20 protein-coding genes and 1 other RNA gene are annotated in these 22,442 nt (G+C 59.6%); 11 read left to right on the forward strand and 10 right to left on the reverse strand.

Annotation, left to right across the window (positions count from 1 at the left end):
* The first annotated feature begins 188 nt into the window (after nt 1–188).
* Nucleotides 189–1,079: a type I methionyl aminopeptidase gene (map, locus tag CWT10_RS08395; protein WP_103062836.1), complete on the forward strand. Its 891-nt coding sequence runs from the start codon at nt 189–191 to the stop codon at nt 1,077–1,079.
* Nucleotides 1,080–1,321: 242 nt separating this feature from the next.
* On the forward strand, nt 1,322–2,500 hold the full coding sequence (locus tag CWT10_RS08400; protein ID WP_103062784.1) for a hypothetical protein: 1,179 nt from the start codon (nt 1,322–1,324) through the stop codon (nt 2,498–2,500).
* Between the two features lie 91 nt (nt 2,501–2,591).
* Here the strand turns inward: CWT10_RS08400 and rnpB are convergent.
* The 4 genes from rnpB to CWT10_RS08420 form a co-directional block, all read right to left on the reverse strand.
* An RNA gene (gene rnpB / locus CWT10_RS08405) (RNase P RNA component class A) lies at nt 2,592–2,980 on the reverse strand.
* A 230-nt stretch (nt 2,981–3,210) separates the two neighbouring features.
* Entirely contained in the window at nt 3,211–3,945 is a 735-nt protein-coding gene (locus CWT10_RS08410) for a zinc ribbon domain-containing protein (RefSeq protein ID WP_103062783.1), read from the reverse strand.
* A gap of 65 nt (nt 3,946–4,010) precedes the next feature.
* Nucleotides 4,011–4,880, reverse strand: coding sequence for a Nif3-like dinuclear metal center hexameric protein (locus CWT10_RS08415; protein WP_174721953.1), 870 nt, complete (start codon nt 4,878–4,880; stop codon nt 4,011–4,013).
* A 26-nt stretch (nt 4,881–4,906) separates the two neighbouring features.
* Nucleotides 4,907–6,607, reverse strand: coding sequence for a hypothetical protein (locus tag CWT10_RS08420; protein ID WP_146032391.1), 1,701 nt, complete (start codon nt 6,605–6,607; stop codon nt 4,907–4,909).
* 788 nt (nt 6,608–7,395) lie between these two features.
* On the opposite strand from CWT10_RS08420, the gene CWT10_RS17350 reads away from it, so the two are divergent.
* Nucleotides 7,396–7,854 (forward strand): helix-turn-helix domain-containing protein, encoded by a 459-nt coding sequence (locus CWT10_RS17350; RefSeq protein ID WP_233188101.1) that lies wholly within the window; start codon nt 7,396–7,398, stop codon nt 7,852–7,854.
* A 143-nt stretch (nt 7,855–7,997) separates the two neighbouring features.
* On the forward strand, nt 7,998–9,914 hold the full coding sequence (locus CWT10_RS08430; protein WP_103062780.1) for an ATP-dependent nuclease: 1,917 nt from the start codon (nt 7,998–8,000) through the stop codon (nt 9,912–9,914).
* A gap of 94 nt (nt 9,915–10,008) precedes the next feature.
* Here CWT10_RS08430 and CWT10_RS08435 read toward each other — a convergent pair whose 3' ends face one another.
* Nucleotides 10,009–10,230 (reverse strand): helix-turn-helix domain-containing protein, encoded by a 222-nt coding sequence (locus CWT10_RS08435; RefSeq protein ID WP_103062779.1) that lies wholly within the window; start codon nt 10,228–10,230, stop codon nt 10,009–10,011.
* On the opposite strand from CWT10_RS08435, the gene CWT10_RS08440 reads away from it, so the two are divergent.
* Nucleotides 10,229–10,636: a DUF6907 domain-containing protein gene (locus CWT10_RS08440; RefSeq protein ID WP_103062778.1), complete on the forward strand. Its 408-nt coding sequence runs from the start codon at nt 10,229–10,231 to the stop codon at nt 10,634–10,636. The two genes, CWT10_RS08435 and CWT10_RS08440, sit on opposite strands and share 2 nt — an antisense overlap.
* 330 nt (nt 10,637–10,966) lie before the next feature.
* Here CWT10_RS08440 and CWT10_RS08445 read toward each other — a convergent pair whose 3' ends face one another.
* On the reverse strand, nt 10,967–14,017 hold the full coding sequence (locus CWT10_RS08445; protein WP_103062777.1) for a transporter permease: 3,051 nt from the start codon (nt 14,015–14,017) through the stop codon (nt 10,967–10,969).
* 50 nt (nt 14,018–14,067) lie between these two features.
* The gene (locus CWT10_RS08450; protein ID WP_103062776.1) at nt 14,068–15,036 is read right to left on the reverse strand and encodes a hypothetical protein; all 969 of its coding nucleotides are present in this window, start codon (nt 15,034–15,036) and stop codon (nt 14,068–14,070) included.
* 364 nt (nt 15,037–15,400) lie between these two features.
* Here CWT10_RS08450 and CWT10_RS08455 point away from each other — a divergent pair, with 364 nt between their 5' ends.
* Together CWT10_RS08455 and CWT10_RS08460 are read left to right on the forward strand one after the other, a co-directional pair.
* Nucleotides 15,401–15,565 carry a helix-turn-helix transcriptional regulator gene (locus CWT10_RS08455; RefSeq protein WP_233188100.1) on the forward strand — a complete coding sequence of 55 codons (165 nt, stop codon included), beginning with the start codon at nt 15,401–15,403 and terminating at the stop codon, nt 15,563–15,565.
* A 134-nt stretch (nt 15,566–15,699) separates the two neighbouring features.
* The gene (locus CWT10_RS08460) at nt 15,700–16,674 is read left to right on the forward strand and encodes a hypothetical protein (protein ID WP_128683358.1); all 975 of its coding nucleotides are present in this window, start codon (nt 15,700–15,702) and stop codon (nt 16,672–16,674) included.
* A 452-nt stretch (nt 16,675–17,126) separates the two neighbouring features.
* Here the strand turns inward: CWT10_RS08460 and CWT10_RS08465 are convergent, their stop codons facing one another.
* The 3 genes from CWT10_RS08465 to CWT10_RS08475 all read right to left on the reverse strand — a co-directional run bounded on the left by CWT10_RS08465 (nt 17,127) and on the right by CWT10_RS08475 (nt 20,275).
* Nucleotides 17,127–18,860, reverse strand: a complete 1,734-nt coding sequence (locus CWT10_RS08465) for an SIR2 family protein (protein WP_103062774.1) — start codon at nt 18,858–18,860, stop codon at nt 17,127–17,129.
* A gap of 60 nt (nt 18,861–18,920) precedes the next feature.
* Nucleotides 18,921–19,142, reverse strand: a complete 222-nt coding sequence (locus CWT10_RS08470) for a hypothetical protein (protein ID WP_103062773.1) — start codon at nt 19,140–19,142, stop codon at nt 18,921–18,923.
* 203 nt (nt 19,143–19,345) lie between these two features.
* The gene (locus tag CWT10_RS08475; protein ID WP_128683362.1) at nt 19,346–20,275 is read right to left on the reverse strand and encodes a hypothetical protein; all 930 of its coding nucleotides are present in this window, start codon (nt 20,273–20,275) and stop codon (nt 19,346–19,348) included.
* Nucleotides 20,276–20,495: 220 nt separating this feature from the next.
* Here CWT10_RS08475 and CWT10_RS08480 point away from each other — a divergent pair, with 220 nt between their 5' ends.
* The 4 genes from CWT10_RS08480 to CWT10_RS08495 all read left to right on the forward strand — a co-directional run bounded on the left by CWT10_RS08480 (nt 20,496) and on the right by CWT10_RS08495 (nt 22,254).
* Nucleotides 20,496–20,807 carry a phosphoenolpyruvate carboxylase gene (locus CWT10_RS08480; RefSeq protein WP_103062771.1) on the forward strand — a complete coding sequence of 104 codons (312 nt, stop codon included), beginning with the start codon at nt 20,496–20,498 and terminating at the stop codon, nt 20,805–20,807.
* Between the two features lie 32 nt (nt 20,808–20,839).
* Nucleotides 20,840–21,121 (forward strand): hypothetical protein, encoded by a 282-nt coding sequence (locus CWT10_RS08485; protein ID WP_103062770.1) that lies wholly within the window; start codon nt 20,840–20,842, stop codon nt 21,119–21,121.
* A 281-nt stretch (nt 21,122–21,402) separates the two neighbouring features.
* Nucleotides 21,403–22,032, forward strand: coding sequence for an MT-A70 family methyltransferase (locus CWT10_RS08490; protein WP_103062834.1), 630 nt, complete (start codon nt 21,403–21,405; stop codon nt 22,030–22,032).
* A 33-nt stretch (nt 22,033–22,065) separates the two neighbouring features.
* Nucleotides 22,066–22,254, forward strand: coding sequence for a hypothetical protein (locus CWT10_RS08495; RefSeq protein WP_103062769.1), 189 nt, complete (start codon nt 22,066–22,068; stop codon nt 22,252–22,254).
* Nucleotides 22,255–22,442: the final 188 nt, after the last annotated feature.

A 22,442-nucleotide genomic window follows, 5' to 3' on the forward strand; every position in this document is an offset into this window, starting at 1 on the left:
GAAGCGCCGCGGACTGAGTTTGGAGCTCAGTAGCGTGTTGGCAATGCTCATGCAGTCTCCTCACCCCAAAAGGTGGGTGGTAGTCGACCGAATTACTATCGGCAGTCAATTATAATAGCTCCGACCGCACAAGGCGCGGGGACATGGTCGTCTCCCTCCCCCGGTGCGCGTGCTCCTATGCTGACGCCATGACTACACCCACGACCTCACCGGCGGTCAGGGCGCCGCGTGGCGCCCTGACCAAAGGCACGCTCTCCCCCGAGCGGCATGTGCCCGCATCCATCGCCCGCCCGGAGTACATGTTCCACGACGGCCCCGAACGGGTTACGGCCTCCGACGTGAAAGATGCCGAGACGGTCGAGCGTATTCGGGCTGCGGGACGGATCGCGGCCCGGGCCCTGGCCCAGGCCGCCGAGGCGATAGCGCCCGGTGTCGCCACCGATGAGCTAGACCGTATCGCGCACGAGTACATGTGCGATCACCACGCCTACCCGTCCTGCCTGGGGTACATGGGCTTCCCCAAGTCGATCTGCACCTCCATCAACGAGGTGATCTGCCACGGCATCCCGGACTCAACCGTCCTGCAGGAGGGGGACCTGATCAACTTGGATGTGACGGCCTACCTCGACGGCGTGCACGGCGACACGAATGCCACCTTCGCGGTCGGCCAGGTCGATGAGGAGACGGCGCTGCTGATCGAGCGCACTCGCGCCGCGATGGAACGTGGGATCAAAGCGGTGAAACCGGGCCGCGAGGTCAATGTGATCGGCCGAGTTATTGAGAAGTACGCCAAGCGCTTCAACTACGGCGTGGTACGGGACTACACCGGGCACGGCGTCGGTGAGGCCTTTCACTCGGGTCTGATCATCCCCCACTACGACTCGGCCCCCCGCTTCAACGACGTCATGGAAGTAGGTATGGTCTTCACCATCGAGCCGATGCTCACTCTGGGCACCGAGGACTGGGAGCAGTGGGACGACGGTTGGACCGTGGTCACCAAGGACCGCTCCCTTACCGCCCAGTTCGAGCACACGCTGGTGGTCACCGACGATGGCGCCGAAATCCTCACGCTACCCTGAGCACGCCGAAACTGGCCTACTCAGGTGTGCGCGAGTCGGCATGCAGCCCGTCCTGCCACAGCGGTCAGACCTGCTGAGAACGTGATCAAAATCTAGTTGGGGAGCTCTACCCGAGGATTCTACCGTTTGGGGGCTACGCAGACGATCGTATCCGTGTAGATTCTTGCCCATGACGTGCCCGGGACGACGGGTCTCGGCATCGCCTGACAACATGCATCCCCGTTCCCCGGAGGTAGTTACCAATGGCATTGCGCTTCAACCCGCCGCCGAACTGGCCGGCGCCCCCCGAGGGCTTCAACCCGCCCGCGGGCTGGCAGCCCGACCCCGCCTGGGGTCCGGCCCCTGAAGGCTGGCAGCTGTGGGTGGAGGACTCCGCGCCCGGCGCTCCCGCGAACTCAGCCCCCCAGACAGGATCCGCAGCCGATGCCGGTTGGGCTCCCACCCAGGCGGTGCCAACCGGCTCCTCTGCGCCTGTCGCGGACCCGACCGGTCAGTCGGCGTCGGCGCCCTCCGGCGACTACGCAGGAGGAGGCAGCCCGTATGCAGCCAACATGAACTACGCCCAGTCCCCCACGCCGTACCACAACCAGCAGCAGGCTCCGGGAGTCTCCCCACAGGCCGCTGGCTGGCAGCCGATTGATGTCGGTCAGGGTGCCCCACCGGGAGGCAACAAACCGGTCACCAAGCAGTGGTGGTTCTGGACCATCATCGCCGTGGTGATTATCGCGCTGGTTATCGGCATCATCGTGGCGCTTACTCGCGGCAACGACGACAACGATGACAGCCGCGCGAGCGCCACATCCTCTTCCACCGCTTCCAACGACGATTCCACGTCTAAGCCGACCGAGGACGATCCGACGCCCGAGCCGACCGAGGATGACCCGGCGCCCGAGCCCAGCAAGAACGCCTCGACGCCGAACCAGGGGGGCGACTCCTCCTCGGACAAGGGCGCTACGGTGAGCACCGCGATTGACCCCGAGAATGATTCGTTCATCTTCGAGGCCGGTGACTACGACTCCACCGACCCAAACGCGACGGTTGAGATCAAGGTCGGCTCAGTGGAGTGGGATGCCACCAGTGCTGTCAAGGCTGATGCCGGCGATCTCTTCTGGACCGAGCCGGGCGACGGCAACGTGTACATGCGGGTTCCAGTGACGGCGATCTACCACGGCAAGGGTCAGTTGGACGGCTACAAGGTGAAGGTCGACTTCGTCAAGGACGGCAACACCACTTCCCGCCAGGACAAGATGCTCCTGAACAGTGAGTTCCGTTTCCAGGACCAACCGCGTGATGGGGGCTCCGTAACCGGCTACTTCGTATTCCTCCTCAGTGAGGCGGATGCCAAAGCCGAGGAGGGCGTGTTCGCGGTTGAGGTCTTCTACGGCAACGACGAGAGGTACTTCCAGGCGAAGTCCTTCTGACAGTCACCAACAGCCTCGGCTGGCTACATGACGGCTACGGCGGTCCCGCACCCGGATGGGGCGGGACCGCCGTAGCCGTCAGTCATGGATGCGGACGAGCCGACCTGTACGCCGGGTTCTGTTGCCGCCGACCGTTACCGGCCTGGCGGTGGCGACCATCCATCTTGGATCACCGTTGCCGGTGACCTCACGCGACCTACCCGCAGGTTCGGGCGAGCAACCCTTTCCGCCTGACGGCGGGCACCTGCTACGCGGTCTTGCTCCGGGCGGGGTTTACCCAGCCGTGGCGGTCACCCGTCACGCTGGTGGGCTCTTACCCCACCGTTTCACCCTCACCGACCGAAGCCGGCGGTCTATTCTCTGTGGCACTGTCCCGCGGGTCACCCCGGGTGGCTGTTAGCCACCGCCCTGCTCTGTGGAGCCCGGACGTTCCTCGATCCGCCGGCATCCCGGCGGTACCGCGGCCGCCCGGTCGACTTGTCCGCGTTGTTGATTCTAGGTCACCGGCAAGGCTGAGCGTTAGCCCTGTTAAGGGGGCTCTTTCGATTGGGGGCGTGCCGGTTGGGGTGGTGTCTGGGACGCGGGACAGGTGAGGGAGCCGGTCCCGGCTGGCCTCACCGCGGCCAGTCAGCGCGCCGGGCGCCGGGCAGAGTCGACAATCCCGGGTGGGGACGCAAAGGCGATGCGGGGCGGACGAATCGAAGGAGTGATCAGTCCTCCATCCGGACCACGATCACGTCGCTTTCCTCGGCGTGGATGACTCGGTCCTGGGGCGCAGCAGCGATCCGGGCGTACTCCTGCGGGCTGATCTCCACGCTGCCCCCTTCTACCCGGCGCCCGTACAGTGCCACCGCCCCCAGGCCACCGGTGGCGGCTCGCACCGTCTCGTATTCCGCGAGCAGATCCTCGCCTATGGCGGCGGCGAGATCGGCGCGCTTAGTGCGGGCGTCGGCAATCTCCGCATCGAGACGGGCGAAGTCTGCGTCGCGCAAAGCTGTCAGCTCGCGGCCTCCGGCCCGAATCTCCTGCTCCTCAGCAGCGGCACCTTCGGCCTCCGCGCGTGCCTCCTCAAGCGCCTCCATCGCCTGGATCTGTGCCTCCTCCAAAACTGCTTGGCGGCGCCCTAGCTGGTCAATCTCCGACTGAATCGCAGGCAGATCACGAGCGGCGGCAGCTCCGGAGGTGAGGCGCTCGCGCAGCACCTGCGCGCGGTGCACGACCTGATCCACCTCCTCCTCCCGCGTCTTGGCGTTGGCCTGTGCCTCATCGAGCGCTGCCGCCGCCATGACCGCCCGGCGTCGATTGGCCTTCAGACGTTCCACTGTGGCCTCAATGCGTTCAAGTATGGGCAAGTGCTTGCGCTCATGAGTGAGGCGGGCGAGCTGTGAGTCGACCTGCTGCAGATCTATGAGCAGCCGCTGTCGGTGGAGGGGGGCGTTGGTCACGGCTTGGTCCTTCTGTGGTCAGTCGGGGCGGATATCGAATTCTGGATGGCCGCAAAGACGACGGGTCACGGGCCGGTGCTTAGACGCAGCACCCACGGGTCGGTGACAATCTGCGACACGCGTGCTGAGATTGTATGCCCGCGCGCGGCCGCTGCGCTCTCAAGCCTGGCGGCTAGCGGCCCCAGTCCCACCCATTCGGTGGCCCAGTGGGTACCGCACAGCAGGTACGGGCGTCCGGCCTCCAGATGTTCGCTGGCCGGGTGGTGCCGCAGGTCGGCTGTCAGGAAGACATCGGCCTTCGCGGTGCGGGCGGCTTCCAGCAGGGAGTCTCCCGCACCGCCCGACACCGCGACGGTCTCCACAAGCGCCTCGGGGTCTCCCCCGACCAACAGGCCGGGGGCTGAGTCCGGCAGCGCCGTGGCGACGTCGACGGCGAAGTCTCGTAGACGGGTCGGCGTGGCGAGCACGCCCACGCGGCCAATCCCTAAAGTCGAATCGGTGGGGTCGGGCCGCAGGGGCCGAGTGTCAAGGAGCCCGACGCGTGAGGCGAGCGCGTCGGCCACGCCCCCATGGGCGGCGTCGAGGGAAGTGTGCGCGTTGGCCAGGGCTATGCCAGCACGGATGAGCCGGTGCACCACTCTCCCTTTGGGATCGGTCGCCGAGACGTGATCGGTTCCGCGCAAATACAGGGGATGGTGTGTGATAACCATGTCAACGCCGTCTTCGATCGCCTCATCCACAACCGCGGCGACCGGGTCGACAGCCAGCAGGATGCTTCGCACCGGTTCGCCCGGGTCCCCACAGATCAGGCGGTTGGAGTCCCAGGACTCGGCCAACTGTGGCGGAGCGGCCGCGCGCAGTATCGCCTCCACATCGGAGACCGTCAGCGGGCTCTCGCCATGCCTGTGGGCGTCATCGGGAACAAGCTGCTGCATGCGCAGACAGTAACAGGCGCTTCGGCTCATCCGCCACGGCGCTTGGTCGTGGCCAACCGCCGCCTGAACTCCAAGTCACTGACAACTATATGGGCCGCCATACGAATGCGATGATAAAAGGTGTAACGAACCCGCATTCGGAACATCTCTAGCGGTGCGCGCAGGGGCCAAACCTCCGTGGCCCGCGGCAGCATGAAGACTCTCGCGGCGTTCCCGCGGGCACCGATTGCCCGAAGTCTAAGCGCGACCTCACGGTACTCTTTCCGCCATGCCTCATCATCTACTCGCTCACCGGCCAGCATGCGGCTCATGCGTCTGTCTTGAGCCGCGCGCAGCCACCCCTGTCTATAAGTCAACATTCGCGTCATCGACGATGAGCTGGCATGCTCCATAGACACCTTCTCATTCAATTCTTCCTGTTCCTCCGAGTCCGCCTCCAACTTCGCCCTAGATACTTCGACGCGTCGCCGTAGATCCAGGGCCTCACCGCGCATCTGCACCGGTGAGGGAAGCAGGTCCCGCGCACGTTCCCTGACTTCCGATGTCACATAGCGCCTGACGTCCGGCAGACGTCGCATCTGTTCAAGCAAACGAACGAGCGTATCGGCAACCTTGAGTCTAGCAGGCAGCGAAACTTCATCTTCGGGCAGGCGATCGATCGCATCGGCAAGCACCAGCAGCCCACTCATGGCCTGCCGGTATCTGCCTCTTATCCACTGGCAGGCCGCAACACGCTCAGCGCGTTGGATTCGTTCATCGTTCGTCTGGCCGGAGTACGCAGCCCTCCACATTCTCTCGGCGATGTGATACTCCCCCGCATCCCAGGCCGAATCCGCGAACTGCAGGTATGTACGCCGGTCCGCCAGCCCCGGATTACTTTTCAGCAGCTCCATCATCCGTCCACACCAACCCAGCCTTGCCAACAGCTCGATTGTTGCCGATTCCCGGCTGTACGGCCCAGTCGGCACGAATGGCTCTATCGCTGCTGAGCTGACCGCGGACGCAACACCTGCCGGGGAAGACTCGGGCACCGGGCCCCGCCACCATTTATTTGCGAGCCTATTGGCAACCCTGCGCGTAGCGCCACGGACCACCGTGACATCGGCGCCCGCAGACCGCATCGCCACGATCGCCGGATTACGATATTCGTCCTCTCTTCGCAACTCGGGACTCGTGTGGTCATGAAGGACCCACAACACCGACTTGTTCTTGAATGCAGCCCTGCCTCGATCGGAGCGCAAATACGGGTCAACATCAAAGTAGTCCAGCCCCGAGTACCCCATTATCACCACCGAATCCACGTCGGCGCGGGCCATGACCTCACTCATCGCAGCAGCCACAGATTCATCAAACCCGTTCTCAATATTCGCCAGGGTTATACCGAGGCCCGCCAGTTCGGCTACATCCTCGGCGGCACCATGAAAATGCAGAATACGATCCGACGCATCACCGAAGCCCAGCGATTCGAGAGACCTCTCAATGGCTTTATCAATATTGGCTGTCACATGCCGCCCACCCTTTGCGACATGTCGGGCAAAGAAGTCATGCAGATCATTCGGTGTGGCCGCCAGCAAGTCCGACAGCACATACCCCAACCCCTGCACGCCATACATATCCGCAACCACACCCAGCACGGTCTCGAAGCGCGGATACCCGCCCGGCATGCCGACTCTCTTGAAGATCTCTGCGATCTCCTCACTTGACACGCCGGTGAAACAGTCATCCAAAGCGCGCGTCGTGTAGCCATTTCCCGGTAGAAGCGAGGTCGGGGCATCTACGGATATGCCGGCACCCGCCCACATGACCGTGCTCGCGGGGGGCGCGAAAGTGATCCTGACTCGCAAGCAGCGAATCTATTTCCTGCATGACACTACTCCCGCTCTCAACCGCGCCCGCAGGGGCCAACCGCCGACTGTCCGCAGACTACCTGGTTCTTCGTGCGATGGGCGCGTTGCGCTCCGAGGTGTTACCGCATTGGCAGGTCTACTGGCCCGGGATCAGCGGAACCGAGTGCAGTCTCTTAGGCATGGCGGCACTGCCGCGACATTTTGTCCAGGCACAGCACAAACTCCGCCGACGGAACTACGAACCTCCGCGACGTCGGTGTGATCCCAAAGTTTCACCCGCGGCCATGAGAACACGGTCCCCGTGGGCAGTACCGCTCGATCTGCCAGACCCCAATGAACATGTGTGGCCCCTCCACCGCAGGCACCCACCGCTGAGACTGCTTGACCTGCCGGTCCTCGAAGCTCGCACTGCACTGAGTCCGGCAGGACGGGACCGAGCAGGCGTTGCCGGGCGAGTTCATTCGCCGGGCGTCCGCGAGCCGCACACCAGTGATCAACACCACACAAAAGACCGCTGGAGCACGAGCCAACCAACGCCCCAGACAACCAAGAGCCCGACGCTGAAGACGCCCACCCCGCAGGGTGAGCACGCTTCGTTGGCTGAGACAGCCCCTACGCCGACTTCGCATGGTGCGAGTTCGTATAAGGGTGTCGTGGTGCGCCTCGGTATGCTCGACACTAACAACTGGGCTCCCCTGTTACGGTACCTGGGGCAGCTTCGGGAGCCGGACGAGGAGGGCGAACAAGACCGCCTGATCGAACCTCTAAGCAACCAGGACTCCAACGACGCAGACGCCACCATCTCGTCTACCAGTCCCGTCCGCCAAGTCACCCACGCGAAGTACGGCCCTCTACCCGCCCAGACACGTGACGCCATCCTCCAGCAAGCAGGCAGCGGCCTCGGCGCTTCGGAGGTGGCTATGCGGTACGGCGTTCACGAGGGCACTGTGCGTGCCATCTGGCGCAAGCCGAACAAGCGGGAGCGCACAAGAGGCCTGCATCGCTTCACCGAGGAAGACCGGCAGCGGGCTCTGGAGCTACGCGCCGAGGGCAAAACCTTCATCGAGATAGGCCTGGAGCTGGGCTTCGAGCGAACCACGGTGCGGAAGCACCTAAGAGAGAGCTAGGAATCGTGACTACAACTCGCCGATGTTGTTATCAAATTACTGCCGACGACGCCACGGGAAAGACGACACCAGCGACACATGATGTACAATAATAAAGGCGTCATACTGAACCACCGAATCACACTAAAGCACAGGAGGATGACATGAAATTAGTGCACGTAGACATTCAACGCTATCGGAGCATCGATGAACCGACACAGTTTGACGTTGAGCCCGACGTGACTGCCCTTGTTGGGAAAAACGAGTCTGGCAAGACCGCCGTACTCCAGTCTCTATATAAGAGCGACCCAGTGGACAACACTACAGAGTTTGTGTCGGACTTTGATTTCCCATCCCATAAGTCTCGCGAGTTGGCCAAGGGAGAACCAATCAGAGTGACGGAGCTCACATATGAACTCGACGAGGACGACATTGACGCAGTTGAACAGAAACTTTGTCTAGGGGCGCTTAAAAGCAAGCGCATCGTCATTATAACCGGATTCCTGTATGACGAGCCTGAGTGGTTGGTCGAGATTGATGAGATGGAGTTACTAAACACTCTTCGGGACACTCTCGATTTACCAAGCGTGGATAAGCGAAAAGTCGACGATGCTTCTAATATATCGGAGCTAGCCGCAGCCCTCAGGAATCTAGAGTCATCGATCCCCTCGGCAGATGCCGCACTTAAGATAATTGACGGATGGCCGGACTGCGACCCCGTTCTCGCGGCGATAGATGTGCTTGCAGAACGGCGACCTAAATTCGTGTACTTCGGCGACTACGACGTGATGCCGGGAAAAATCTCCATACCTCAATTGATACAGCGTCGTAGAGACAATAATCTTACCCGAGGGCAAGAAGCGCTGCTATCTCTTCTGTCGATCGCTGGAGTCGACCCTGAGGATTTCAGCTCGCCCGAGAGTCACGAACAATTGATCAGACAATTAGAGAACGCATCGAACACGATCAGTGACGAAGTGTTCGAATATTGGAGCCAAAATACAGAGCTCCAGGTACAGCTGCATATCCTCTCGCGACCTGAGCCAGCCGCGGAACCGCCCCTCGATAAAGGGCCGCTCCTGCAGATCCGTGTAGAAAACAAACGTCATCGCGTCACAGTTCCGTTCGACGAACGCTCTCGCGGCTTCGTCTGGTTCTTCTCGTTCTTGGCATACTTCTCGAAGCTCGAAGAAGAGGCGACGCAACCACTTATCCTCCTGCTTGACGAGCCTGGACTAAGCCTTCATGCCACCGCCCAGCATGATTTGCTACGGTTTGTCGATGAGCGGCTGGCGTCCCGACACCAGGTGATCTTTACCACGCACTCTCCGTTTATGATCGACCCACATAGTTTCCAACGAGTCCGCACTGTCGTTGACGAAGTTGCGAGAGGTACAGTAGTTTCTGCTGATGTACTAAGAGCCGACTCCGAATCAGCATTTCCACTACACGCCGCCCTTGGTATTCAGCTAACGCAGACGCTTTTCGTAGGCCCAAACGTTCTTCTGGTTGAGGGTCCGTCTGACGTGGTCTTTCTTCAGTACCTTTCCGACCAGCTCACCAAAGCGGGGAAGCCCGGACTGAGCGAAAAATGGGTACTAGTGCCTGGAGGGGGCATAGCTAAGCTCCCTGCATTTTTGGCACTCTTCGGAGCTAACTCAATGAAAGTCGCCGTGCTCACCGACTCATCCGCAGAGAACGATAAGCTGGTTAATGCGATGCGCAACAACGGTAAGCTATATTCGGTTGGAATCGTGGAAGTTGGCAACGCGACCGGGGCGATAGAAGCCGATATTGAAGATATCCTTCCCTCGGGGCTCTATCTGAAGCTCATCAATGATGCGTATGCAGGATTGCTTGCAGACAAACCTCTGACGGTCGATCAGCTACCTAAGGGCGACCGCATCGTGAAGCGAGTGGAAGAAGCGTTTGCCAGCCGCGGTATTAATAACGGACATATCAACCACTATTCACCCGCCGGAGCGCTTTTGAGGCAGAAAAGTATGCCGAAGTTGAAAAATGATGAGTTGGCACAGGCTGAGAGGCTGGTGAGCAGCATCAACTCGCTGCTCGACAACTAGGTGGGGAGCGCGTGAAGGGTTCCCTGATGCCTCACGTCGATTCCCACCGATGTTCGTGTTCTGTTGCCGCAGCCGTAATAGATCGGTGCACCCCTCAACCGCGATGCTCCATCAGCTCCCGTGGATCGAGCTCGATCTGTTCGGCGATGCGTTCTAGGCTTTTGAGGGTGAGGTTGCGTTCGCCTCGTTCGATGCCGCCCATGTAGGTGCGGTGGACTCCCAGGAGGTCGGCGAAGGCCTCTTGGCTCAGGCCTCGCTGGAGACGGTAGGCACGCAGGTTGCGGCCAACGGTCTTCTGCAGGTCCCCAACAGCCATGGGCACGAGCCTGGACGCCCGCTACTTGAAAGTCTACAGACTTATGAGTATCATCGACGGGCATGGAGAGGCTCTAGCGATGGGAGCGAAGCCAGCCCTAAATCTCCCAGCGATCAGCTGCCCGGAGTGGTGCACCACAGAGCACCAGCTCCAATCACCAGACGACCTCCTTCACGAAGCCACGGCGCTGGTCGTGTCCTGCGTGGAAATCCACCGCAACAAGGAAGCAGGAGAGGTGACTCGCAGCCCTGCGCCCACCGAGCTGACTGTCGTGCAGTACCAGTACCACGGCGATACCGAGACATGGGTCTACATCGGGGATGGGTTCTCTGGCCTGGACTTAAGTCTCGAGAGTGCCCGCAGGCTGGCAACGGCACTGAGCGCCTACCTCAACAGCCGTACATGACCCAGACACCCTGGACCTAGGTTCCGGCAGGGGCCTCTACTCACGATCAACGGGCGACACGCACGTGTGCCGCCCCTTCCACTAGACAACCGCCAAGGGCCCCTCCGACAGTCTTCCTCTACGCCGCACCGCTAGCAGGCTTCAGCACCTTAGACTCCACTACGCACAGACGGCGATCCAAGTCCTCGTAGGGTCGGTGGTCGGCGTCTCACGGCTACCTTCCTCAGAAGACGTCGTGGCTCGGTGCAGCAACCTCCCGGCGGATGGATGGAAAGCGTCGTCCTAAGCGCAATTGCCTACAGCGACTCCGCGAGAGACCATTGTGTAGACCTAGCGCCGATCGCGCGGAATATACAGCCCAGAGTTAGACTGATCGAAGGTGCCGCCATGGAGCCGGACCATTTGCTCTGAATCCGAATCTGAATTGCCAGTGGCTGCGCCGCGTTGGGCTTGGTTTGTCGGTGGAATCAGATCAAGTTCGCCTTGAAGCTTTTCTTTGACCGTCTCTCTGAGCCTGTCGGACGCCATTACCGTGTCGCGTTTACTCTGAAGTACCTTCATCGCATCTTCGTCAGCATACTCTCGCAGGAACCTAAGTTCATCAGCATCCATCCCTGCTAGATCAGTCGCGCTCATCCTACCTTTTATGTAGCTATTTGCGGTGTGGTTGTCGTCGTACCGCAAGACTCTGCCATTCTCATCGACGTCACGACCACCAGAAACTATATCGCCACGGACTGAGCCAGAAATAGATGCGGCCTTGCCAGACTTCGTGGCTGCGGCATCCATATATTTACGGACTGCGGCTTTCTCGCGCATAGTCTTAGCATCATCAGTCGCAACATAACCATACCCGTCCTCCTCGACTGAAGAACTTAAGTTGGCCAATTTGTGTGCCTGACTAGCCGTCAACAGACCGCCAACTTGCTCAAGCGCCGCCAGTTGCTGGTAATGTGAATACTGCTTATCGCCAATCTTTCCAGTACTACCCAGCTCAAACAGATCATCATTCGACAACCCCATATCTCTAACGGATGCGTTAGCCATCTTCATCTGCTCCTGGAAGTCTGCGTCTTCAGCGTAGGAGCCAGCCATTGCTCGACGATTCCCGAAATCACCCGACCACCTACTGGCATTGAACCTCCGATTCCCCGCAGAAAGCCAATTTCGGTAGTTCCATTTACCGCCGCGGCCGGTGTATGCACCTCCCCGAATCAGGCCACGCCGTAGCTCCGCCTTCTCGGCGCGGAACTTGCGCAGTTGCGCAATGTTGCCTCTCTCTGCGCGCTCCCGCGCCTTGCCACCGAGGTACTTGTTGGCGCTGCCTTGTAGCCGGCCGACCATATTGCTGATGTTGCCCACGTCCATGGCTTTCTTGATCACCGTCGGTACCAACAGTAGCGGTAAGAAGCTCAGCACCGCGCCAATGATCTGTACGGTCCACATCATACCGTCCTCTGATGTCGTATGCACGGAGTTGATCATATTGGACGCCAGCCTCGCCGCTCCGTACAGGACTCCGATCGTTGGATACAGGAACAGCATCGTCTTGAAGATCTGCCACCACTTCTTGAACAGCCCCTCGGTGTTTGGTAGCAGCATCGCCGCGAAGGCCAGTGGCGAAACCACGATCAGCATAATGATGATCGCCTGCCGCGCGCCCAACAGCACCACAGTCGTCAGGGCGATCAGCACGATAGCGATCAGCCCGGTACTGATCGCACCAACCGCGAACCAAGCCACAGCCGTGGCGCTCAAGATGGAGGCAGCCAGCACCGTAAACGCGCCACCCGCACCATCGGCGCCACTACTCCAGTAGCCTCCGTTACCTTCGCCAGACGTCGCCGCGCTGATGAAGTTGAACGCCGCAGACCCGACGAGGTTAGAGACGTCAACCAGCGCTCCACATATATAGAACGAAACATTAATCAACAACACGCAAATCACCAACTTCGGCAGCATCGACTTGATACCGTAGTTACTTAAGCCAAAACCGGTCAGCTGCGAATAGATAATCACCAAGAACGCGATGACTAGCAAGACGTTGGCGTAGTCGCGCATTATGCGCCAGTATGACTCTACTGATCCTTCGGCGCCATTACCAAGGTAGGTAGCCGGGAACTCAAGCCAGTTGTTGAGGTAGCCCTTGGCATCGTCAGCGATGCCAGCCAGGAAGTTCACCACCGGACAGACGATCCACCCGATGCCATCAATGTTGCAGGTCTTTTCGCCAGCTTCGGCGTCGTTGGCAGCATCAAGGTCTATGTTCTTGGTAGCGTCTGTTGTGGTGCCCTCTCCAGGCTTGAGAACATCGTTTGGGTGTTTTTCAATCCAGTTGCGCCACGCGCTGGCCAGACTGTCGTCGGTGGCCAGGGCCTTGGCCATATCGGCGCAGTCCACTGTGCCGCCCGGCCCAGACCACATCGAGTTGATATGCGCCATCGACGCGCTGCTATATATCGGCGTGGTGGTACCCGAGAAGGTTGCACTAGAAAGAGTGTCGGTTGTCGACACCACAGCGAACAACGCCGTCTCCTTAGGCGAGGTGGCGGAACTATAGAAAGGGATATCGTAGAAGTAGAGTGAGCTGTCGCCAGACAGCGTCACGCCAAGCTTACTGGAGAAACTCGAGTAGTCGGATGTCGGCACCGGCTTGCCAGTACCAATGTGAGCAGCATAGGTGGCGCGATCGGACTCAGCGATGCGCTGGGTGATACAGATCTTTGAGGTGTTGAGCGCGGTCAGGTAGGCGTAGTACTTCATCTCGTTGCTCAGCGCGGGCTCCCGGCCGCCATTGAGCGCGGCGACCGCTTTGGTGAAGTTAGCCTGCCGATCGGCGCCGTCAGCGGTAACGCCGGTGCATGCTTTGATCGCGTCCTGCTTGAATATTCCCCAAGTTCCAGCGCCCAGACACTGCACGTACTCGCCATTCATCTTGCGGAGGAAGTCCGCGTACTTGTTGCTGGCGGTGCTGCGCAGGTCGATCATGTTCTTCATGATGTTGGCGCAGGTCATCTTGTTTCGCGGCCAGACGTAAGTGTCGGTGTATTTGTTGGTGCCAAACCACGTGTAGTGCTGGTGTTGCGTGCCAAACAGTGTCCGGCTCGGCCACTCAGATCCATCACTCTCGCCCTGGCTCGGTGCCTTGTTTTGGTCGCCGATGAAGACACTGCGCATATTGTTGCTGATGCAACTGTCGGAAGTACTGGCATCGCTCCCGCCGTTGCGAGATAGCAGCGCCTGGTAGTACGAGTAGAACTGAACGTAGTCCTTGATGCTGTCGCCATAGGCAGCATCAGCAGGCTGCGGCATCAATGCGCTTAATACCGTCGCCAACGACAAGGCGGCCACCACTATGAATTTGGTTTTGATTTTAAACATAGCCACTTCTATTTAACATCAAAGTGGCTATGTTTGCAAGCAGTTGTTGACTACAGGTCGGCTGGAGTGTATTCCTCGTCGTCCCAGTACTTGATTACCTCGTTGCCCGATGCATCGATGGTGGTCGTCAAGGTAACTATATGCGAGAAGAAGCTGCCTCCGGTACCCTGTACGTTCGCCTCGTCCTCGTGTGGGTCGAAGACGCGGTTACCCTTACCCTTTACCTCCCCGTCGTGACTTTCCATACGAATTCGGTTTTCGTTTTGGTTGTCGCTCTCGTTGAATACGAAGGTGATGGTTCGGCCGCCGCCTTCGGCTGGCTCCGAGATGATGGGATAACCCTCGTCGAGCGCATAGCTAAACTGGTACATCGCCTTGCCAGACATCGTGTACTCGTATTTCGGGTCGGTTATCGCGGCATTGGCGAGATTTCCTGTCGCGATCTTCGATACGTTCACACTGGTATTGTACGCACCCGCATCAAGTACTTCTGTATCGGCGAACAACGCGGACTGATATGCTTCAGTCAACTTCGGGCGTACGTAGTCTCCAAGCTCTTCCCAGCCTCCAAGGTTTTCTCCGTCAACAACGGCGCTGATCGGTTGCGCCTTATAGTCGTCTGGATGGCCCAGCATCAGGAGTGTATTGGTGCGTTCCACCCAGGCTTCGAGATACTCTTGATCTGAGAGGCCGGTTGGGATTGGCTGGAGGTTGAGCGCTGGCTCAAGGAACTCCTCCAAGGAAGAGTATTGATACTTTTCGGGAATCCCGTCAATACCTCCGCCCTCGGCGCTGTAATACATGTATGGTGTGTTGTCTTCAGGATCGAACTCGGCGTTCGTCGGAGTAGCTTCCGCCGTTGCCGCCGGTTCGCTCTCGGTCGGCGTGCCAGCATTGGCCTCATTGGTGGAACATCCGGCGATACCCGCCAGCGCAAGGGAACCCGTCGCAAGCAGCGCCATCAACTTCTTGGACGGACCGTGCTCGCTGGTTAGTGATGATAATTTCTCTCGTTTCATAAAGCTTCAATCCTCTCCTTCGTGGATTAGTGGTTTATGATTTACTACCGCAATGGGTTACGGTATACATTATAACAAATTGTGCAGAATTGTCAAGTATTGATAGTGGTTACCTATGGATGTGGCAGTAATGTCCTCCAATGGCTGCTGAGTGGTAGGTGGGTGTGCGCGCGGATGTGCGGCTTCGTGACTGGCTGGCGTGCGGCGTGGCCGGATGCGGGGAAGATCTTCTGGGCGACGGCTGTGGTTCCTTGATGTTTTGGTGCGGTCTTGCCTCCTCGTGTTGCTGTGGTCTGGCTGTGCGACGTCGACGATACTCATAAGTCTGTAGACTTTCAAGTAGCGGCCGTCCAGGCTCAGGGCCATGGCTGTTGGGGACCTGCAGAAGACCGTTGGCCGAAACCTGCGTGCCTACCGTCTCCAGCGAGGCCTGAGCCAAGAGGCCTTCGCCGACCTCCTGGGAGTCCACCGCACCTACATGGGCGGCATCGAACGAGGAGAACGCAACCTCACCCTCAAAAAAGCCTAGAACGCATCGCCGAACAGATCGAGCTCGATCCACGGGAGCTGATGGAGCATCGCGGTTGAGGGGTGGTGCGTGGAGGCGGGGCATGGCGTGCCTGCATGACCATTCGTGTCGGTTGTTAGTCGTACGCTCGATGTATGACAGCAACGGCTGAAGGTTCCGGCGGGACTGGCCCCTACCTCCCTGGTGCCAGTCAAAGTCTTGCGGGCACGATTCACGCAGCCCTCGGCCCCAGTGTCCTCAAGCCAGAGACTTTGAAAGCGCTCAACGCGGCGGTGTCTACCATGGCGCGTGCGTTCGAGCTGCCGCAGCAATCTCTAGTACCCGACGGGACGCTTGGCGCTCTCGCTGCGTGGAACCGTGCTGTCAAGTCTGTTCAACTGCCTGTGCTGAGCGACTCTGCTAGGCAGGCGATGACACGGTCGATCGCGGCAGCAGCTGGGCTCAATGAGCTATCGAACGGCACGGCGCCGCTTATTTCGGCTGCCCTGAAGGACTACGAACCGATGCGCACCGCGTTGGCCGGTCTTCAAGACAGCATGGCGCGGCTCACCGAGCAGATGATTCCCGATGAGTCGCTTCGGGCGATCGCCTCAGCGCTCACGGGTATCAATACCTCGGTTAAGGCAAGTGCAACCACAGTGGCGGCGCAGGCTGCCACCAAGCGGCTCGCGGCAGACGGATCCTACGAACACGCCGCACGTCAGCTCGTCGAGAATCTAGGGGTCGTCGACGAACAAGAGCTACCGCCTCAAGCGTTCGAGATTGACACGGCGGCGTCCGCAGCATCGTACGACCTCATTAGCAAACACGCGCCCGAGGTAGCCGCCCAAGTCGATGAAGCAGCCGACCAGGTCAAGACGTCGTTCTTGGACCGAAAGGCGGTGCGCTACTCGCTGGCCAGCCTGGTGTTCATCCTGATCGTCGCCATCTGGGTACTCACAACCCCAGACCTTGAGGACATTCCTAGGCAATTGCGTAGCTTGGTTAGATCTGTAGCCGAAGGCACTGTAGCAGGTACCCCGGTAGCACGAGCGATCGTGCGCAAGCCCAGTAAGAGCAGCAAGGACGGGCATCCAGGAACCGACACCGAAGACACGGAGCGCGAGTGATGCCAAGATCCCTTCTATCGTCAGCGAATCAACCATGACAACGCCAAACCCGATCCTCAACCGCCTGACAGACGCCGAGATCCTGTGAGCCAACCACCGACAGGAGGGCGCGTTCTTGATGGTACTGGTCGCCATGGCGGCTGCGGGCCGGCTGGCGCACCCCAAGATACGCGGTGATCGCGCCAACTTCGTGGCATTCATGAAGGACAGCCACAGCTGGACGATCAACGTCGAGTACCGGCGGCGAGCAGGTGGATCTGGACCTCCTGTTCTACAAGTGGACGCGCTGCGAACTCGTACACAACGGTGGTCTGCCGGTCGACCTGCAGATCGACGCCTCGTTCGCCGACCCGCGCCGCTGCAAAGTCGCGTAGGCAATACGTAAGCCGGCACTCTATCCCAGTCCCCTTCGAGACGCTCATCAGGACAACTGACTCACAGCCGCAATATTGTTATCGAATGCATCTACTTGCCTCGAGCGCTGCATATTTCAACAGGAAAATCAGCTTGGTATTAGCGTTCACCTGTTCTGGAGAAAGTGCACCTGCTGCAATTTTCGCCGAGACCTCGTCAACTCCCTCAGCGAACTTTTCCCGCTCGTCGGAGTCGAGGAACTCATGGCTTTCTTCGTGCAGACGAATTGCAACCACGACGGCGCCGACGGTCACCTGTGATGCAATTCCGAAGTCGCCAAATGCGTTGTGAATCGGTATTCCATAGTATGCTTGCCACCTCGACGCGGAACTCTTTTGTCCGAGAGCCTTGAAAGTAACGAGACCTGGTTCATCAAGTTGCGCAATTCTCATCGCGGCGGAACGCGATGGAAAGCGACGTAAATAGCTCTCAGAGCGACGATGGTTCGAAGACAACACGGGGCCAGAGGAGTCGGCGATTTTCGTCATATAAAACGGATCGCCATCGTGTGGCGAGGCTGCTCTCAGCCAGTACTCTGTCCTAGTTTCTATATTGTAACCTAAAGGCAATAGTATCCGGAGCTGAGATGCAATCAGTTCATTCTGCGCTGCCAAGCTCTTGTGAAGACTCATAACTTTAGCTTCATTGATGTTGAGCGCACTACCCCACTTAGACAGATCGCTCTCGGAGGCAAACATACTCTGGCCAGGGGTAGTCGCGAGCAAACCGTGAACCAGGTCTCGTAGGAAAACTGCTACGTCTGCGTAACATCGAACTGGCACATAATGTTCAACCCCCAATGAGCGAAAGCGCATGGCTCTTTGCTCAACCCAGTTCTTTCGATTGGATTCATCCAGGGTCCTCTGGCCGTATGGCTCCTGGCGCACAGATTGAACCGAGATTACGGTGTTATCGCTACTAGCGTCACGGTTAGTCTGAATCCAATCTAGCAGCGGAGGGTCATCCAGGGATGAACCGACTATGATCGTGCAATCTACTTCGTCCGAAAAGTCCTTAAGTATCTTCTGGGTCTTCTTATTTTGAGCATAGTAATCTAGTTCCGAGAATACAATCTTTCCCGAGCTCGCACGCAGCCCGCTGCGCCCTCTACTGTCGTCCTTAATGGGTACTCTGCCGTGGAGATATACCATAGGTACCACGCCTTTCGCGGAACTTGGCAACGATTTCCTGCCGCTATTACTCCTTACAAGCAAGCGATATTTTCCATAACCTTCATCTTCATTTAGTACGTTAAACAGCTCCTTCAATGAGCGCTCGAGAAAAGTGTCATAGTTTGTTGTGACGACTCGCACGTCAACTTCCTTCTGCAGCAGCGTGACAATAAGCGCTGCTACATATTGGGGTAATAGCGCCTGGTAAGGTTGCAGAATACTTGTTGTACTGCGCCTATATATCGCTTTTCTGATCGCGTCACGCAGTGCGCGATCAGAATCAAATCCGATCCCGCCGCTAAGCATGTCAGACAGCTGTGTCATATATGCTGATAGTAGCGTCGCGTTTTCAGCGGGTCGTTGGTAATTGCCAGCCATTTGATGAACGAAGTTGTCGAATTCGCGATCACCCTTCAGGTATTCCAGCTGTTGAAGCTCTGATTTGAGGCGGTTTGCGACGTCCACAACAAGCGCATTCCAGCCAAGCCCGGTGAGTGGATACGTGACGCCGGCGCCGCAGTAGATCATCACTTTTTCCGCAGACGAAATCTCCTTGATAACGTCTCCATACTCAGCATCTGTGACGAGATGAGGATGCATGCCACACACCTTTGATGTCGTGTTTCGCAGGGAATTAGATCGAGTCCAGTTCGAGCCAGCTCAGTTGAGATCATCTATGCCTGTTGGGCGCCGAGGTAAAGCTGTCCTGATATTGTCTATGATCCGGTTGGCTTCGGTGTATGCGGCGAAATCTTCCTCCGACATGTCTATAATCTCGCGCCCAGTGACCGTTTCTGGATGCCTCTTCAGGTAAGGCGAGGCGCCATACCCTAAGTCGTCAAATTTATCGGCAAGGTAGTTCAAAATGTCCTGCTCAGTCACTAGAACCCTACTCCCTTGGGTGATACTTCTTTCTGGAGTGCTGTCTCGATATTTCTCGTTCATATCTGCACATTCTATATCATATTCGCTTCTAAGTAAAGGCTTTGCCGGTGGGCGTTAATCTCGAGATTGCATCGGGTGTTGTTGGCGCCGGCGACTTCGTCATAGATCCAGTTGTATAGCCCCTTTCGCGTATGGCTCGTTCACCGCCATCCGATGCCGTAGAAGAGTCCGCCGTGGGGGTCTCTGAATGTTGTTTTGCATGGGTGTCCTAGTTGGTTGTTGGGGTTTGGAGTTCCTGGTCGTTCGAAGAAGGTTAGTCCTTCGATCTTCCAGATGGTGTCGGGGACGTCGCCGATGAACATGAGTTCGAAGGTGGCGGTGAGTGTGCGTTCGTGAAAGGCGCGGCTGGTTTCTTTGATGCGGCGGTCGTCTTGCAGGGTGGGGTCTGGGCGGATGGTGTAGCGGAGGTCGTAGGTTCGGCCTCGGCGCATGGGACCGTGTTGGTAGTAGAAGTCGTGGCTGTATGAGTCGCCGAGGCGGTGGGTGCGTACCGTGAACGGGGGTTGGGGCGAGATGATGCCGGGGAATGAGTTGGAGATACGTATGTAGTCCGCTTCGTCGAACAGGGCGAGGAAGCGGTAGTGCTCGCGGGTCTGTTGCCAGTAGCCGTCCTCCACAACGGTGAGGATCTCGACGTTGTCTTGGATGAGGCTGTTGTGCGCCTCTGGTACGCGCGCGCCTGGCGGCATCGGGGATGTGGGGTACCAGCCGGTCAGGAGTTGGTTGCGTAGGTTGGTGATGGCCCGGGTTTCGCGGCTTGCGACGGTGTCGATCTTGCGGCTGATCTTGGTGCCGTGGTGTTGGCGGCGTTGACGGAGGGTCGTAAGGCTCTCGGTGTCGGGGCTCAGGGCGAAGACGTCAAGCAGCAGGGCGGCTTCCTCGTCGTGCAGCGACCTGATGGCAGAGTCGAGGCGGTCTCGAAGCTCGCTGTATGGCTGGTCGTCGCCTCCCAGAACTAGGCGCAGTGTCCCGACAGAAGCCATGCGCCCGGGTGTAGTTCCGGCTCCTTTGCGCAGGTAGAGCAGGTCTGCCTCGAGGTCGCGGATGTCGCTGGGCACTGGGTCGGTCACCTCCTTGTCCGTGTCCGGTCGTCAGGGAGCTGTGCCCTGGAGCACGCACGTAGCATACGACAGCGGTTCCATCTTTGGGCTGTTTTCCGACTTTCTTACAACTTCCTAGATCCGAGCTGCTCATGGGGTCTGCTTGATGTGTCAGGCCGCTGGGTCGGCGTCCGGTGCTTCGGTTGGGCGTGGCTGGCGGTGTTTACGCAGATCAGAGAAGGGATTGAGCATGTCTGGTGAGCTGGTTTCTCAGGTGCCGGAGGCGTACTCGACGGGTGTGATGCCGTTTGCGGATCCGTCTTCGCGGGCTGTGGCGCGGGCGTCGCGGCGGGAGGTGGATTTGGTGCTGGGCCAGGCGCAGGTGGCGCATGCGCGTGATCAGGCGCGGGCGGTGCTGGCGTCTGGGGCGCTGAGCAACACGGCGGCTCTGGTGGGGTTGGCCGAGCAGTGCTACGAGTCCGCGCCGGCGGGTGCGCCGTACTACGAGGCGATCGTTAAGGCGTACGCGCTGGGCGCGGCGCGGGCGATCGCGGGCTTCTGAGCCCCAGGCACGGACGCGGGGAGGTGATGGTGATGATGGGTTTCTTTGCCGGGGTGTTGGTGGGCGCGGCGGTTTTGGCGCTGGCGTGGTGGCTGTGGTGGGAGGACGGAGGTGGCGCCTCTGGGCGTGCTGCTTCGCGCAGGCCGCGGCCGCCGTCTAGTCCGTCTGGGGCGAGGCTGGCTCGTCGTGGGGCGGAGCGTGAGTGCGAGGCGGTGCGGCGTCGGGCAGCCCGGTTGAGGTTCGAGCAGGATGTGGCGGCGCTGCTGGCGGCTCGGGCCATGCAGGAGGCGGCGCGCCGTTTCCGGGATCGATAGCCAGCCGGTGGCTTGCCTGGCCCGCGTGTTCGGGTAGTCGCGGCTGGCAGGAGGTGCTCACTGGCTGCCTGGGTGTTGTGAATTCTACAGCAAACACTCTGGGCTCCGTTTAACTTGAAACGGAACAAGCCACATTACCCGCCGTCATCTTTGAGTCCCTTTGTTGGGTGTTTTCTTAGGGTTGTCGTGTCGGCTGGTAAGGCTTAAGCGGAACTCTTGTCTATGGGCGTTTTGTGTGCGAAAACTAGGTCAAAGCAGGTAATCGGAAAGGAGAAATGATTATGGGCTACAGCGATGAGAAAACGAAAACCAGCCACCAGGATGCCGCAAGGGTACCGGGTGGTGTGCCGGAGGGTGGTTTCGCCACGGTCCTGGTGGATCCGCCGTGGCCCGGCCAGGGTGGTGAGGCGCACTACCGCACGATGAGCCTGGAGACTATCGAGGCGCTGCCGGTGGGCCAGTTGGCGGCTAAGGACGCGCACTTGTGGTTGTGGACCACCAACGGTCTGCTGCCGCGGGCGTATGAGGTGGCGCAGGCCTGGGGGTTCACGGTGCGTAGCCCGCTGACGTGGGTGAAGTTCCGGCTGGGGTTGTCTGGCCGCTATCAGTTGCGCAATGCCACCGAGCAGTTGCTGTTCTGCACACGTGGTACGGCGCCGTTGGGTAGCCGGTCGCAACCGACGTGGTTCAACGCCCCGGTTGCGGAGCATTCGCGTAAGCCGGCGGAGCAGTTCGCGATTATCGAGCGGGTCAGCCCGGGTCCGTATTTGGAGTTGTTCGCCCGGCGTCGGCCGGAGTCGCGCGCCGGCTGGGCGGTTTGGGGCGATCAGATCGACTCCGACATCCGTATCCCCGGCTATCCGGTCCCTCGTTATAGCTCGCGGGCCAGCGGCAGCGAGGAGGTTCGGTGATGGGCACCCGGTGGTTTGACGGAGGAGACTGGGATGAGTGGGGATTCGAGAAGCTGCCTGTCTGGGAGCCTTCTTCGCGGCGGCGTCGGGCTGATCGCCATTGCGATCGGGCTGAGGTGGATCGTCGAGTTGTTGCGAAGCGCTTGGATGTGGCTCGCCGGCGCCGGCGTCGTGGTAGGCGTCATCGCCGCGGTGGTGGTGTGGTGGCGGGGCCGCTGGTGAGTCGGAAACGGGGCCGGCCGTGAGCCGCCGTCGTCATGCGGGAGGCCGCCCGCCCAAGTCGCGTCGGGTGCGTGTGGTTCCGGTCCGGACCGATGCGCTCGATCACCGGGCGCTGGCCCGGATCCTGATCGCCTTGTTCGCCCAGGCCGCGTCCGGCCAGTCCGATAACCCTACTGAAGGCCAGGGGG

It is taken from the genome of Actinomyces qiguomingii (assembly GCF_004102025.1).
GTDB lineage: Bacteria > Actinomycetota > Actinomycetes > Actinomycetales > Actinomycetaceae > Actinomyces > Actinomyces qiguomingii.